Here is a 15,887-nt window from a genome sequence, read left to right as displayed (position 1 = left end):
AAGAGATATCCTAGACGCTACGATGCTTTTCTGCGATGATGAATGGTTAATACTCCGCTAAGCTATACAAAAGCCAACTCGTAATTTCATAAAGGTTATTGCTTAATGACTGTACATTCGACTGACGCCGACCACTCCCATGCTCAAATAAACTCTGTTGAGCAAGCTAATACTGTAGCGGCAGCGGACAGTCATGTCTCAGGAGATAGCCACGTCTCAGGAGATAATAACGATAATCGCCATGGCGCGGCGACGACGGCGCGCCAGTGGCAAGTACTATCGCAACTACAGCGCAACCGCTGGGTGGGCACAACCCATATCTACGAGCAGCTGATGATGGCAGGCTTTGACATCAGCTTGCGTACTGTTCAACGCGACTTAAATGCGCTGGCAAAACGCTTTCCCATAGAAAAAAATAACGCCAACCCACAAGGCTGGCGCTGGCGTGATGACGCGCCACTCCAAAGCTTACCGCACATGAATCTATCGCAAGCAGTCGCCTTTAATATGGTTGAAGCCAATCTAACTCAGCTACTACCACCCGTTATTTTAGATGAATTATTTCCATGGTTTGACTTGGCAAGGCGGCAGCTAAAAAACAGTAAAGTCACCCATTCATGGATCGACAGAGTGCGTATTGAGCCTGCCACTCAGCCACTAATCGCGCCGCATATTGACTTGGATAGCAAAGACAATATTTACCATGCGCTATTTTATCAATTACAAATCAAAGCCTGCTATACCCGCAGCAATAAATCACAGGCCAGTGAATACCTTTTGAATCCCATCGCTATTATCCAGCGCGGTGTGATTATTTATCTGCTGGCAACTCGTACTGATGATCCAAACTTTACCATTCGTACCTTTGCCCTACATCGATTTGCTAGCGTTGATATTCTCGAAAGCGCCGCACAAACACCTGAGAGTTTCCAACTCGATACTTATTTGGATGCTGGTGGTATGGGCTTTAGCCACCCCTTATTCGGTGAGCTGCCTAATCATGGAAAAAACACCGCTATTGAGCTACAATTCACCAAACAAGCGGGCAAAAGCCTGACTGAAAGCAAGCTCAGTGACGATCAAACTGTTACGTTGGATGATGACACGCTGACCATTCAAGCCACCGTTAACCTAACTTCACAACTGGTTTGGTGGTTACGTGGTTTTGGCAATGGTTTATTGAATGCCAAACCAGCATTGTTACATCAAGCCGTATTGGATAAGTTTTTTGATCATAAATAACAACTGCGGGTAATGATGCTCAAATTTAACCGTATTCAGACGATTACCACTATTTAAAAATAAAGAACGAAAATAGATAAGGAATGTTATGCCGACCACTGCCTCATTGCCATTACTGTCAAACAGTTTAAGAGGACTGGGCTTAGACGCGGGAACCTTATTTTTTGCGCTAAACTATGAATTTACCAAGATTGAGCCAAAAGGCATGTTTAAGCGCTTTAAAAAAAACCAGAGCGCTATTGATATTGATTTGGCTTGCGTACTATATGACGACAATTGCACCATCAGTGATATCGTTTGGTTCAAACAATTGCGCGATAAAGTGGAATCAGTGAAACATCAAGGCGACAGTCTCAATGGCAAAGATCGCGGCGAACAAGCGATGTATTTGGCGCCTCTTGACCAAGAGCAAATCAGGCTTTACTTAGATAAAATCCCAGCACATATCACCCACATTGCTATGATAGCCAACTCTTACCACGGTCATCCGTTTTCAAGAGTCAAAAAAGGCGAGATTCATCTAAGCGATGATGAAGGCAATCGATGCTTTGAAGTCAATCTAAAGCAACTGCCACGTGATTGCACGACGCTGTGGGTGGCACATTTACGCCGAGAAGTGGATGATTGGCATCTCACACTGCAAAACTTACCCCTTTCTGCCGAAGATTTAGCAACGACGGCGCAGCAAGTCGCCCATGAATTGGCACGTGCGCTACCCATTCCACAAGCTATCTAAATACCATAAAATATCCGTTTATTGCTAATAAAAAGGGTGCAACGTTCTGATAACGTTGCACCCTTTTCTTACATATCCATTTTTTGAAACCTAAAGTAACCACTATATAAGACTTACAGTGGCTCACCGCAATGTGGGCAAAAGTTCTTTTGTCTTTCTTCCACTTCTCTTTCGCGGCGCTCAAGCTCTTGTTCGCGTAATACCTGCAATACGATATTTTGCGCCTGCTCTTTATCCAGTCCCAGCTCACGGCGAATCTTATCGATCATCATCTGATTTTTTACCAAATCAAAATCGCTATCAATCAACTGTGCTCGAAAGTCCTGTTCAAGCTCTTCACGGCGCTGAGCAAGCTCATTTGCCAAACCAGTCGCTAAAATACCTGCAGGTAATGCCGCCAGACCCACACCTAATATGGTAATAACCGCACCCAATATTTTACCCGCATTGGTAATCGGCGTAACATCGCCATAGCCCACCGTCGTTAGCGTCACCACCGCCCACCACATCGCTTTAGGTATCGACTCAAATTCTTCTGGCTGGGCGTGGTTTTCAACCAAGTAAATGCCGCTAGATGCCGTCACAATCATAATTATTAAAATAAAAATAACCGCTTGGAACGAGCCTTTTTCTTTGCTAATGACCACCAATAAGATGCGTAACGAAGCAAAATAGCGTGTCAGTTTGAGAATTCGGAATAAACGTAAAATACGTAAGAAGCGTAAATCAATCGTAACAAAGAAATTCAAGAAAGCTGGCGCAATGGCGACTAAATCAATCAACGCAGAAGGACTTTTCAACCACTCCCAACGCTGACGCCAAGTGGTGTCATCTGGTTTTTCCTCGGCCACACTCCACAAACGCAGCAAATACTCAATAGAAAACACTACGATAGAGAAATTTTCAAACCAAGTAAAATACTCCTGATAAGGGTAATACCAACTGTCAACCGACTCAGCAATGACCGCTGCTACATTGGTCATGATTAAAAATATTAAAAAGTAGTCAACGCAACGGCTAAACAGCGTATCGTGCTCATCATTTTGCAAAATATCGTAAACGAAAAGACGCAAGCGCCGTATAGATTGGAATAGCATGCCGTCCCTATGCGGTGAAACACCGGTCTTATATTAGTATAATAAAGCAATCATCACAGAATATGACATTAATGCTCGGTCACCATCAGTATTTCATACTCATCACTACTTAGCGATATAGTGCTCTTAGAGTATTACTAGTGATAGGACTGTCTTATTTAGTATGAATCATGATCGATGATTATACTAAATTTAAATAATACATGTAGGCAAACAAAATTAGTACCAGCACAATGGCGATGATAGCGAAGCGTAAGAATCGTTCATCAGCACGTAATTGCTCACTGATATCTTGAGCAGGCAGCAAAAATAAGTTGCATTCAGGACAGCAAGAGTCCATCCGATCCAATATCGTTACAGAACGTGCGTTTGTGCAGCGTAGAGGAGAATTACTACAATAGCCAAGCATAATATATTACCCCTCTTTTCCCACTCTCGTTATTCATTCGAAAAGTAATGAGACCATCATTACCGACTCTAAGCTTTTGACATTTTAACATTCTAAAAATATCAGCGAGAGTTTAACATCATTGACTATCGACCAAATTCTAGCGCAATATCTCCGTATAACATCGGTATGACAGAATCTAAGTCCTGCCTCACAAACACTAACTGTCCTAAGTAATTTTTAATTACCTCGACAAATATACCTTTTACGGTAAATTTATGCCATAAAAGCCATTAATATGCGTTTAAAACCTTACAGTAAATATGGTTTTGTATTATAATGGCGTTGTAATGTTACAGGTTAGTCAACAATCATAACATTGTGTATCGGTACCTAATGTCATCCCTCGTTAGATAGCCACCGATAATCTTCTATCACGTTAAGGAATCAAATGATGAAACTACAATCCCTAGTTTTAGCCACTGCTGCTGCACTTACTATGACCACAGCATTTGCTGTACCAGCTGGTACTTGGTCTGTCGCTGCTGGTGCTCACATGGTTGACCCAAAGAGCGATAACGGTACTCTGGCAGATGGCACTATTGGTGTCGACGTAGACAGTGATGTCCAACCAACCATTAGCGGCGAATATTTCGTTGCCAATAACATTGGTATTGAATTACTAGCGGCTACACCATTCCATCACGACATTACCTTAACTGCTGGCGATGCTACTATCGATGCTAAAACTCAGCATTTACCACCGACTCTATCGGTACAGTATCACTTTGATGGCTACAACATGCCTATGAATGTGAAGCCATTTGTTGGTGTTGGTGTGAACTATACGACTTTCTTTAAAGAAAAAATCTATAGCGATGCTTTCGAAAAATTAGAACTTGATGACAGCGTTGGCGTTGCTGGTCACATCGGTCTTGACATACCTTTTGCCCCAACTGAATACTTCCGTATTGATGCTCGCTATATGGACATCAAAACAGACGCCAGCGTAAAAGCTAATGGTGAGACCATTGAACTTGGTGAAGTTGACATCAGCCCTTGGGTATATGGCGTTGCTTTTGTTAAAACTTTCTAATATAACATAAAGTAATGTGAATAAAAAAAGCTGGCTTAATCGCCGGCTTTTTTGTGCTTAAAGTTTAAGCGGCAATGATTATAGATAAAAAGATGGGGCTGTAGTAGATAAGGATTAAACATCACACCATATTCTCAGAGTTTTAAGCTGAGTAGACGGTGATCCATAGTTGAATCTAAACTCACACTCTTTTAAAAATAAATGGAAGTTCTTCTTATCGATCCCATTATATTTTCTGAGTATTCGTTTAGACTGGTTCCAAAAGTTCTCAATGCCATTGATGTGATTGTTTTTACCGCAAGTAAACTCTTTAGAGTGATTGACTCTGAGGTGTTTAAACTCGCTCACATCTAACGCATTGTAACTTCGATAACTATCAGTATAAACAAAGCTGTCAGGCTTGATTTTACGTTTGATGACAGGCATTAGAGTCGTCTGTTTGGTGTCTGCTACGACAATGGTATAAACCTTACCATTTCGTTTTAGAATACCAAATACAGCTGTCTTACCAGCAGCCCCGCGACCTCTTTTGCCTTTGCGTACGCCGCCAAAGTAACTTTCATCTAATTCGACTTCACCATCAAAGAGCTCATCAGCTTCTAATGAGAGATGGTCGTCTATTACAAGTCTAATTTTATGATAAAAAAGTGCCGCAGTGTTAGGTTGAATGTCGAGCAAATCTGCGGCTGTTCTAGCGGTTACTTCAGCTGCAAAAAACTCTAACAGTCTTCGCTGTACTTTTTTACTTAGTTTACAACGGGTTATCTTCATAAAAGTAGTCTAGCATAGTGCTTATCTACTACAGCCCCAAAAAGATTATAGATAGAAACGATTGTGCTAAAGTCATTAACCGCTAAAAATCTGGCAACCATGGATTAACAAATTTTAAGCATAAAAAAAAGACCATCCTAAGACAGTCTTTTTTTCAGATCCTTTTAGTACAAACGATTCTTACAGCAAAATACGGCGCGGATCAGCCAGCAATGTTGCGATATAGCGGGTAAATACGGCAGCATCCGCGCCATTAATCACACGGTGATCATAAGACAGTGACAATGGCAACATGAGGCGCGGCTCAAAGCTTTGCTTTTTAGCATCCCAACGTGGCTGCATGCTTGCCTCAGACACGCCTAAAATACCCACTTGAGGCCAATTTACTAATGGCGTAAAGGCAGTGCCACCCAAGTTGCCTTGGCTTGATATGGTAAAGCTTGCGCCTTGCAAATCTTTAGTAGTGAGTTTTTTGTCACGCGCTTTTACCGCAAGCTCACCAATTTCAATGGCGATTTGCTTCAAGCCTTTATCCTGCACATTCTTGATAACAGGTACGATGAGACCATCATCCGTTGCCACCGCGATGCCCATATTTACGCTTTTACGTAAGATAACTTGGGTATTGTCGTCGCTTAAATGACTGTTAAAGCGTGGATGCTGCGTTAAGGCATAGGCCGTCGCTTTGACCACGAACGCTAAAATCGTGAAGCCGATACCTTCTGCTTTCATGCTACCTTTTAGCTCGCCACGCAGTTTTTCTGTCTCAGTGATATCAGACAAATCAAACTGGGTCACTTGTGGCAACAAGGTATTGTAGTTGAGCTGCGGTATTGAGACTTTTTGTAGACGGCTAAGGTCTTGGGTTGTTGTTTCACCCCAAATCTCAACGTTACTCATGTCAGGTAAGCTTGGCAGGCTAGCGCTGGCTACATTGCCACTGGCAGGTGCCGCTTTTTGAGTGCTTAGGCTTTCTTTAACATGCGCAAACAAGTCTTCTTTTAGAATGCGATCATTTAGTGCCGAACCATTCACTTGGGTGATATCGACACCTAACTGACGCGCCAGCTTACGTACGGCTGGACCTGCATATACGTCAACCAACTTTTCATTGACCTGTGCTTCAGTCAGCTTATCAGCTTGCTTACTAGCGACCGCATTAGGCGTTGTAGATTTTTCTGCCTGTTTTGGCTCACCCGTTGTTTTAGCAGCAGCTTTCTCTTCTGATTTGGCTGGTGCTGAAGGCTTTGGCTCAGCGCTATCTGATGTAGACTCACTTGTATCAGCAGCATCTGCACCACTACTCATGATAACGATAAAGTCTTGACCATTGGCAACCATATCACCAGTCTGAACTAAGATTTTTTCAATCTTACCAGCGACTGGTGCGGGTACTTCTACCGATGCTTTGTCAGATTCAATCAATAGGATTGATTGTTCCGCAGTCACGATGTCACCAACACTGACCATGATTTCAGAAACTTGCGCTTCATCAACACCTAAATCTGGCAATGCATGAGTGGTCGATTTACCAGCGTTAGACGCAGGCTCGTCACTAGGCTCTAATGGCTTTGATTCAGTTGCAGCAGGCTCGACTTTTGCTTCTGCCTTAGCAGCAGCGGCTTCTGTATCACTCGCTTGTTGGTTGTCATCAGCAGCGCTACCGTCATCACTTTCCGTACTGTCTCCTGCACTTTCAAGCTCGATAAGCACCATACCTTCACTGACCTGATCACCAACAGCAACGCTGATTTTGGTGACTTTGCCAGCAGCAGAACTTGGTACTTCAACCGAGGCTTTGTCAGATTCTAATAGAATGATGTTGTCATCTTTTGCGATGACATCACCCACTTCTACCATAATTTCGCTGACTTCGGCGCTATCAACACCCAAATCGGGGGCTTTAATATCCATGATTTATCTCCTAGTCTTATAATTATTATTCTTTGACATCACCGTTATTAAGTAAAGTCGCATCCGCTTGATCTTCAGCCCGACCCTCATTGCTGATTTCATCATCATCTTCAGCGACAAATTCAGGGACAGGATTGGGATTGACATTACCAGGTGCTGGTGCATCGGGAGAATGATCATAATAAGGCTGTTGTTGCCAAGCAGGTGGCTGATCCACATCGATGCCTAAACTTGAGATAGCATCTTTCACCAAACGCATCTCGACTTCACCCTCATCCGCTAGGCGTTTGAGCGTCGCAACCACGATATGAGCCGCATCAACGTTAAAGAAGCTACGCAAATTTTCACGAGTATCAGAACGACCATAGCCATCTGTTCCTAAAGTCGTATAAGGACGATTATCTGGTAACCAAGCACGGATTTGCTCTGAATAATTGCGCATATAATCTGTCGCGGCGACGACGATACCTTCATGCGGCGCTAACTGCTCAGTGACCCAAGGCACTCTCTCTTCATCCATTGGATGCAAGCGGTTGTAATCATCACAAACCATGCCGTCACGAGTCAACTCGTTAAAGCTGGTCACACTCCAGACGTTGGAGGTGATATTGAACTCATCTTTTAGAATCTGCGCCGCTTTTTGTACTTCACGTAAAATAACGCCCGAGCCTAATAGTTGCACTTGAGTTGAACCATTGTCTTCGAGCAAATACATACCACGCTTGATGCCTTCTTCCGCGCCTTCTGGCATCGCAGGTTGCTCGTAATTCTCATTCATTAGCGTTAGATAATAATAAACACGCTCGCCTTCACCATACATACGGCGTAGGCCATCATGCATAACTACTGCTAACTCATAACCAAAGCATGGATCATATGTCACACAGTTAGGCACGACATTGAACAAGATTTGTGAATGTCCATCTTGATGCTGCAAGCCTTCACCGTTCAAGGTAGTACGACCAGCTGTTGCACCGAGTAAGAAACCCTGTGCTTGACAGTCGCCTGCCGCCCAAGCCAAATCACCCACACGTTGGAAACCAAACATTGAGTAGTAGATATACATCGGAATCATCGGTAATGCGTTGACAGAATAACTGGTTGCAAGCGCAATCCACGTACTCATTGCGCCCGCTTCGTTGATACCTTCTTCTAACATGTGACCGTCGATGGCTTCTTTGTAGCCCATCAAAGCCTCACTATCTTCTGGCGTATATTTTTGACCAACTGCAGAGTAGATACCCAACTGACGGAACATACCTTCTAAACCAAAAGTACGCGCTTCATCAGGTACAATCGGCACGACGCGATCTTGGATGTCTTTATTTTTTAGCATGGCTGACAATAAGCGTACGAACACCATCGTTGTCGATTGCTCTTTACCATTGCTGCCTTTTAGCACTCGATCAAACATTGACAGTTCAGGGATATTCAATGGAATATGTCCACTGCGGCGATTTGGCAAATGACCACCTAGCGCTTCGCGGCGACCTTTAAGGTACTTCATCTCCGCTGAACCTTCTTCAGCGCGATAGAATGGTAGCGTCTCTAGCTGCTCGTCAGTAAATGGCAAATCAAAGCGATCACGGAAATACATCAACGCTTCTTGATCGAGTTTCTTAATCTGATGTGATTTATTGACCGCTTGTGTTTGAGCCGATAAGCCATAGCCTTTAACGGTTTTAACTAAAATAACGGTTGGCTGACCTTTGGTTTTCATCGCTTCACTGAATGCAGCATACACTTTCATTGGATCATGACCACCACGATTCAAGCGCGAGATATCCTCATCAGATAGCGCATCAGCCATCTCTTCTAACTCAGGATATTTACCAAAGAACTCTTTGCGAGTGAACTCAGCTGTACGGGCTTCGTATAGCTGATACTCACCATCGACCACTTCTTCCATACGATGTTTGAGCACGCCCGTTTTATCATTGGCAAGCAAGCTGTCCCATTTACCACCCCAGATAACTTTAATCACCCGCCAGCCAGCGCCGCGGAATACAGACTCTAGCTCTTGGATAATTTTACCGTTACCACGGACTGGACCATCAAGACGCTGTAAATTACAGTTGACGACCCAGATTAGGTTATCTAGCTTTTCACGACCAGCGAGAGAAATAGCCCCCAAGCTTTCTGGCTCATCCGTTTCACCATCACCCAAGAATGTCCAAATCTTACGACCTTCTTTCTCTAGCAGACCGCGGTTTTCCATATAGCGATGTACATGGGCATGGTAAATCGACATGATCGGACCAAGTCCCATCGATACGGTTGGGAACTGCCAATAATCTGGCATGAGATATGGATGCGGATAGCTTGATAAGCCTTTGCCGCCGACTTCACGACGGAAATTATCCAGCTGATCTTCGGTCAATCGACCTTCTAAATAAGAACGTGCATAAATACCAGGCGCTGAGTGACCTTGATAATAAATCATGTCACCACCGAAATGATCGCTGGCAGCACGGAAAAAATGGTTAAAACCTGTCTCATATAGCGTGGCACTAGAAGCGAATGTTGCTAAGTGACCACCCAAATCGTCGTCATTTTTGTTCGCGCGCATGACCATGGCCAATGCGTTATAGCGAATCAAAGCACGGATTTTTCGCTCAATGGTTAGGTCGCCAGGGTACATCGGTTCATCTTCAACGGCGATGGTATTGATATAAGCGGTATCAAGACGATTGAACGGCAAATCTTCTTGAACTGCCATATTGTATAAAGCTTTTAGCAGAAACTGAGCACGATCTTTGTCTGCATGTTTGATAACAGATTCAAACGCTTCCAGCCACTCTTGGGTTTCGGTGCTATCAGCATCCTTATAATAATTCATCACTATTGTCCTTTTTTATCAGTCAGTCCTGCCCGAAGACAGGATATTATTAAATCAAAGTGTTACTTCAATATTGTCGTGCGGGAATAATTTTCTCAATGACTTCCTTGTTAATTTTAAGAAGCGAGATTTATAGTAGGGTGCGGTTATGCAGCAGTATTTGACCGACTCATCATCTGGAGCAGCCTCACATAGCCAAAATAAAAACAGCGCTACTATCCATCGCATATGAACTGAGTATTTAAAAGTGGTTAAATAATAAAATACTAACCCAACTTTTATAGTCAATTATCAAATGATAATAACTCTTTATTATAGGCTTTTATGCTGCAGTTGTTTATAGCTGTAAAGAAATGGTGATATGACAAGTATTTTTGAAATAAATAATCATTAGTTTTTTTAGAAATGTTTCAAAGAAATATAAGGATTGTTTGCTAACAAGCTAACATCTATAACCAGATACTGTAGCTGGTCATGAAATATCTGCCATTCATCCATTTCGTAGGACTTTTACGAAATTATTGCTTAATATGTTAAGTTACGTAATATATACATTAGTTTAGTTAGTGAAATAATTGAGAACTAGTTAAACGCTTATAGCAAGTTTTAGCTTCTTATAGGAATAATCATATGCATAAAATGCCATACGTTCTAAATTCAATAATTTCACAACTATTCAGTGAACATATATATCGGGTGCTGACATTGATAGCCGCGATTATTATGCTTTTAATAAATAGTTCAGCCTTAGCTGCAGTTGAGTGTCCTGTTGGTTATATTTCTGATAATTTTGATAGCAAGGATTATAATAGCTTAGCTCCAGTTGCCTCATCCCCAAATCCTAAAATAGATCAAGATATAGTTGGTATAGGCAATGAGAGTTACCTGATCGCTTCTAATGTTCTAACTACCGCTGGGATCTTAGATGCGGGAGGAGTAAATACATATCAATCAACATTCATTGCAGCTACTACCACTAGTACAGCGGCTCAAGTTTTTAGGTTTTATCAAGATTTTGCTAATAAAACAACAACAAGAACTGTCTCATATACCTTTAAGAATAAGTTTGATAAAAAGCCCCAAGCGCTTAGTAATGTGAGCTTAAGTATATTTGATATAGATACAAACTATGTAGGGTTTACATCAAGCCCTACACGTAAAGATTACTTTGAATTTTTTGATCAAGTAATTATTGAAGGTGTTACTAGCTCAAATCAAGTAGTCGAGCCAACTATACAGTCTAAAGGCACAGGAATATCTAGCTCATCACCTTATCGCCAAACCAACACTACTAGTAGCATTAGTTGTGGTGGTCTAGATAACAATTGTAAAGTGTCAGTGTTGTTTAGTCAGCCTATTGTCAGAGTAGATGTAACATACGGCAACAATACAGACTTGAATTATTATGATCAGAGCGATGATGATAAGGATGATGTCTTTTTTGATGATCCTGGCGATCAACTAGTTGATATTAGATTTGATAGTTATTGCTATCAGCCACAGCCGCGCTTAACATATTCAAAAGTGCTTTCGACTTATCGTAAAACGAATACTGATCAATTCACTGTGCAAATCAAAGATAATGCCGATAGCTCAGTCGTCACTAATGGCATCGCTTCAACTACAACAAGGGGTTCAGGTAATACTGTCACTACTGGTACGGGCACTACAGGGACTTTTAAAGTTAACCCTACTAAAACTTACACATTAACAGAAGCGTTAGCTGGAACGACTAACTTAGCAGACTATGCTGCTTCATATGTATGTAAAAATTCAGGTAATAATGAAGTCGTAACCATTTTAGACCCAAAGAACATAAAAATGACTTACGGAGATAACTGGACTTGCACAATCACGAACGGCAGGCCTAATTACGTATTCTCAGGCATTGTGTTTAACGACAATGGTAAAATCACAAACCCCACTAAAGATGATGTATCCGATAAATATTTAAATAACAATCTTTACTTCAACGGTAAATACGATTCACCAACTGAATCTGGTATTCCTTTTACTATAGGTCATACTATCACCCTAAACAAATGCGCAGGTGATACGGGCACGTTTACATCTCAAACTATGAACATCAATCCTGATGGAACCTATAGTTTCACTCTGACACCTGCACAGCTTGGAAGCAATACGAGGCTCTGTGCTACTCAGAATGAACCTAATAATTACACATACTCTGTGGACACTACGAGCAATGTGCGACAAATAAACATTACAAATAATACATTTAATTATCCTGATAACAACTTCGGTGATGTTATTCAAGATAATGCAGCTCTAGTACTGTTCAAGAGTCAATATGTCCATAATTGCAGCTTGACTGACCTGACGACCATTAGTGTTAATTATACGGGTAGCGCCAGTACTGTTTATAGTACAAACCCAATATCTAACATCATACCAGGCCAGTGTATCGCTTATAGGATTGAAGCTGTTAACCGTGGTAATGTGCCTTTGACAGATATCATTATTAGAGACCCCTTACAGAAAAAAGGAGAAAATGGTGCTCTTGTAACGTCTACTTTAGCCACGCCTACACCTATCGGAGAAAACAGCGGTGTACCTTCTTTTTCTAATAGTTCAGTATCGATTGGTAATAATGGTCAAGTGCTAACTAATGGCTTCCCGCTAGGAATTACTAGCTCCGATCGCCGTCGAGCTATTCGCTTCAACACCAAATACGGCACTACTGTGAATCCTTAGTAACTATTCCCCCTTGCTATATTATCAACTCTAAAAAATATTTTTTACTGACAAAAGCCCTATCTCTATAGATAGGGCTTTTACCGTTTGTGTACTCCAAAATACCATTTGTCGTTTTTGTGGTGAATATTTGTATTGTTTGCGTGACAATCACATTAAGGAACAATTCTAACTTTATCAGCATCTCTTATTCATAGTTGATTGCAGTTTTTACATTGCATGGGACGAAGTCAAGATTGACTTGATAATAATGGTTTAAGCAAGGAATACGATATGAAAGGTTTTAATTTTTTACGCAGTGCCATATTAGCAAGCTTAGCGTCGGTAATAGCACTAAGTGCTGCTCACGCCAATGATGCCTTAAAAATGGATTTAACAGCCAATCAAGTCACCAAAAACGCCGAAGGTAAGATCTCTTATCTACCAGTTCGTAATGCTCCAGCGGGTACGGTCATTCAGTACAAAGCAACCTATAGCAATATTATTAACAAAGATATCCAAGATCTGGCGGTCGTATTGCCTATCCCTGCCAATATGGCTTTCACTGGTGAAGCTAATCCTACCAGTGCTCAAGCCAGTATCGATGGCAAGAACTATGCCGATATGCCACTGATGCGTAAAGTCAATGGCAAAATGGTCAAAATTCCGTTTTCTGAATACCGTACCCTGCGCTGGAATATCAAGTTATTACCAGCACAGAAGTCTGCCGCCGTGGCACTTAATACAATCGTCAACTAGACCTCTCCTTCAACTCACAAAATCTTGCTCTTCTAATTTTAGGATATCTATATGAAATCAAATAATTTTAATTATAGCCTGTTAGCCGTTGGTGTTGCTGCGGTAATGGGTATCTCTACTGGGGCTATGGCAAAAACCACACAGTCTCTTGGCGGTGAAGCAACTATCAATAACGTAGCAAGCGCAACATACAAAGTAGGCGAAATTGATCAAAAAGAAGTAAAATCTAATCAAGTTACTATAACAGTAACAGAAACAGCTGCTTTTTCTCTTGTAGCTACTATTAAAGATGCTGCCTTAGCAACCGGAGCAGTGAATGATGATGATAAAAACGAAGGCTTAAAAGTAACGCCTAATGGCTTTGTAGCTTTCAACCATACTTTGACTAACTCAGGTAACTTTACAGATAAATATACTATGACCTTAGCTCAAAATGGGGCTACAGGAGATATTCCAGCTACACCTACTGACGATAAAAATTATGACTTTAGTAAAACAACAGTAAGTTACAAGATATTCAATACGGGTGGTGGCACAGCTGTTACAACAGTAACAGACCAACCTTTTTCAACCTTTAACGCTAACAAGATTGAGCTACAAGCTGGTCAGTATGCGGAAATCGTCGTTAATGCTAAAACGAAAGATAACAAAGGCGCAGATAAGCAAAACTTAACATTAACTGCTGTTAGTGATTACTTAGCTACTGCTGCTCCAACTAAGAAATCTTTAACCAACTTTGACTATTCTAATACCGTATTACCAGTCTTTAGCATTGTAAAGTCAGTAACAGGTACGATTAATAAGCAAGACAATACTTCTAAAGCCACTTATAAAATCGTTGTTACTAACAGTCAAACAGCCTATTCTGCGGCTGCAACTAATGCAACTATCATTGATAACCTACCTTTAGGTCTTAAACTTGTACCAGGCACAGTTAAATCAGATGTTGGCACAGTAGTAGAGAATACTCAAGGCGCTGGTACAGTAGGGTCTGGTGTTCTAGATGGCTTTGTGGTCACTGGTGTGAACTTAGCAGTTAATGCCAAAGTTACTATTACATTTGAGGTACAACAAGATACTACTGAGACTCTAGCTAAAAGTACCGTTAACCATGCGAGTGTTAAAGATGACTTAGATGAAGATGCAAGTACTATTGATGATATCGTAACTGATAGTACAGACTCTGAAGTTGGTGCACAGAACACTGGTACTTTCTATCCTACAGCAGGTGATTCTGAAGTTCAGGATGGCAGTACTCCAGCTACAGCTGGCGGCGATTCAACAGCACCGTTGACATCTAACGAGCGTGGGCTAACCTTAACTGGAGCAACGACTAAAGAAGTCCCAAACACTACGTCTGCTAGTCCAACTAATACGCAAGCCAAGCATGAAACTATCATTACCAACACTGGTAAAGAGACTGAAGGTGATACTGCTGGCGAAGTGAAATTTAAAATTGTGGACAATGCTGGTAGTGCTGCTGTAAACCTTACAACACCTGTCACTATAACTTACAAACCAAAAAATGGTACCGCTCAGGATTTTACATTCCCTAACGCTCCTGCAGATGGCATATATGATCTTAAGAATGCTGTAAATGGAACTACTCCGTTCCCAGGTATGGCTTCTGAAAGTACTGTAACTATAAAATATGAAGTTTCATCAACAAATGCGCCAAGTGCTTCAAATGAAGCTAATTCTCCAGCAGCTGCGAGCGAAACTACTACAGTAACCTTGATTCCAGGTGGTACTGATGCGCCTACAACAGGTGGTTTCGTAATTACTGATACAACCAACGTTAAAGGCTTAAAGCTACTAAAACAGCAAGCCATAGATACAAACTGTAATGGTACTCTAGATGGTAGTGAATCAATGGGTATTGCTACTCTGTTAGCTACCCCTAATCAATGTGTTATCTATCGTATAACAGCTGAAAACACTTTCTCAGCTAAACCAGTAGGTTTTGATATCACAGATGTTACCATTTCAGATTTGTTATCTAGATTCTCAAATAGTGCTGACTACAAAAATGACGGTACCATTTCGGTTTCTAGTACAAACTCTACAGCAGGCAGCGTAACTAACACTGGTACTGCTATCGAAGCTGGAGTAACTAAACTTGCCCCTACTGACACTGCAACCCTGCAATTCTCAGTTAAAATCAAGGCTAATGCTACAACAGTAACGCCAAAACCTTAAAAGTTAATGAGGAAAGTAAAGATACTACTTTACCTATATTCAAAACTTACAAGCAGCAAAAGTTGCTTATAGATCCCCTCTAGCTTGACCTAATTCTTTTATATTAGCCAAGCTAGAGAATCTCTACCCTTACCCTCACTAATATTTTATTG

At 41.5% G+C, this 15,887-nt stretch carries 10 protein-coding genes; 6 read left to right on the top strand and 4 right to left on the bottom strand.

The features are described from left to right. Positions 1 to 105: 105 nt before the first annotated feature. Both JMW64_RS05625 and JMW64_RS05620 read left to right on the top strand, forming a co-directional pair. Positions 106 to 1,242: a helix-turn-helix transcriptional regulator gene (locus JMW64_RS05625; RefSeq protein WP_201553699.1), complete on the top strand. Its 1,137-nt coding sequence runs from the start codon at positions 106 to 108 to the stop codon at positions 1,240 to 1,242. 88 nt (positions 1,243 to 1,330) lie between these two features. After that, positions 1,331 to 1,978 (top strand): TerD family protein, encoded by a 648-nt coding sequence (locus JMW64_RS05620; protein WP_201553698.1) that lies wholly within the window; start codon positions 1,331 to 1,333, stop codon positions 1,976 to 1,978. A 113-nt stretch (positions 1,979 to 2,091) separates the two neighbouring features. Here the strand turns inward: JMW64_RS05620 and JMW64_RS05615 are convergent, their stop codons facing one another. Then, entirely contained in the window at positions 2,092 to 3,075 is a 984-nt protein-coding gene (locus tag JMW64_RS05615; RefSeq protein WP_087814355.1) for an ion transporter, read from the bottom strand. An 842-nt stretch (positions 3,076 to 3,917) separates the two neighbouring features. Here JMW64_RS05615 and JMW64_RS05610 point away from each other — a divergent pair. Beyond that, the gene (locus JMW64_RS05610; protein WP_109590148.1) at positions 3,918 to 4,559 is read left to right on the top strand and encodes an OmpW/AlkL family protein; all 642 of its coding nucleotides are present in this window, start codon (positions 3,918 to 3,920) and stop codon (positions 4,557 to 4,559) included. Between the two features lie 114 nt (positions 4,560 to 4,673). On the opposite strand, the gene JMW64_RS05605 is transcribed toward JMW64_RS05610, so the two are convergent. The 3 genes from JMW64_RS05605 to aceE form a co-directional block, all read right to left on the bottom strand. Next, positions 4,674 to 5,330: an IS1595 family transposase gene (locus JMW64_RS05605; RefSeq protein ID WP_201553697.1), complete on the bottom strand. Its 657-nt coding sequence runs from the start codon at positions 5,328 to 5,330 to the stop codon at positions 4,674 to 4,676. A gap of 180 nt (positions 5,331 to 5,510) precedes the next feature. After that, entirely contained in the window at positions 5,511 to 7,244 is a 1,734-nt protein-coding gene (locus JMW64_RS05600; protein WP_201553696.1) for a 2-oxo acid dehydrogenase subunit E2, read from the bottom strand. A 25-nt stretch (positions 7,245 to 7,269) separates the two neighbouring features. Then, on the bottom strand, positions 7,270 to 10,083 hold the full coding sequence (gene aceE, locus JMW64_RS05595; protein WP_201553695.1) for a pyruvate dehydrogenase (acetyl-transferring), homodimeric type: 2,814 nt from the start codon (positions 10,081 to 10,083) through the stop codon (positions 7,270 to 7,272). Positions 10,084 to 10,713: 630 nt separating this feature from the next. Here aceE and JMW64_RS05590 point away from each other — a divergent pair. From JMW64_RS05590 to JMW64_RS05580, 3 genes are all read left to right on the top strand, one after another. Beyond that, the gene (locus JMW64_RS05590; RefSeq protein ID WP_201553694.1) at positions 10,714 to 12,798 is read left to right on the top strand and encodes a hypothetical protein; all 2,085 of its coding nucleotides are present in this window, start codon (positions 10,714 to 10,716) and stop codon (positions 12,796 to 12,798) included. 273 nt (positions 12,799 to 13,071) lie between these two features. Then, positions 13,072 to 13,536 (top strand): hypothetical protein, encoded by a 465-nt coding sequence (locus JMW64_RS05585; protein WP_201538970.1) that lies wholly within the window; start codon positions 13,072 to 13,074, stop codon positions 13,534 to 13,536. A gap of 51 nt (positions 13,537 to 13,587) precedes the next feature. Then, a complete protein-coding gene (locus tag JMW64_RS05580; protein ID WP_201553693.1) occupies positions 13,588 to 15,735 on the top strand; it encodes a hypothetical protein in 2,148 nt (715 codons plus the stop codon). Positions 15,736 to 15,887 lie beyond the last annotated feature (152 nt).

This window comes from Psychrobacter immobilis (assembly GCF_904846065.1).
Classification (GTDB): domain Bacteria; phylum Pseudomonadota; class Gammaproteobacteria; order Pseudomonadales; family Moraxellaceae; genus Psychrobacter; species Psychrobacter immobilis_H.
This window is presented reverse-complemented; position numbering and strand designations above follow the sequence as displayed.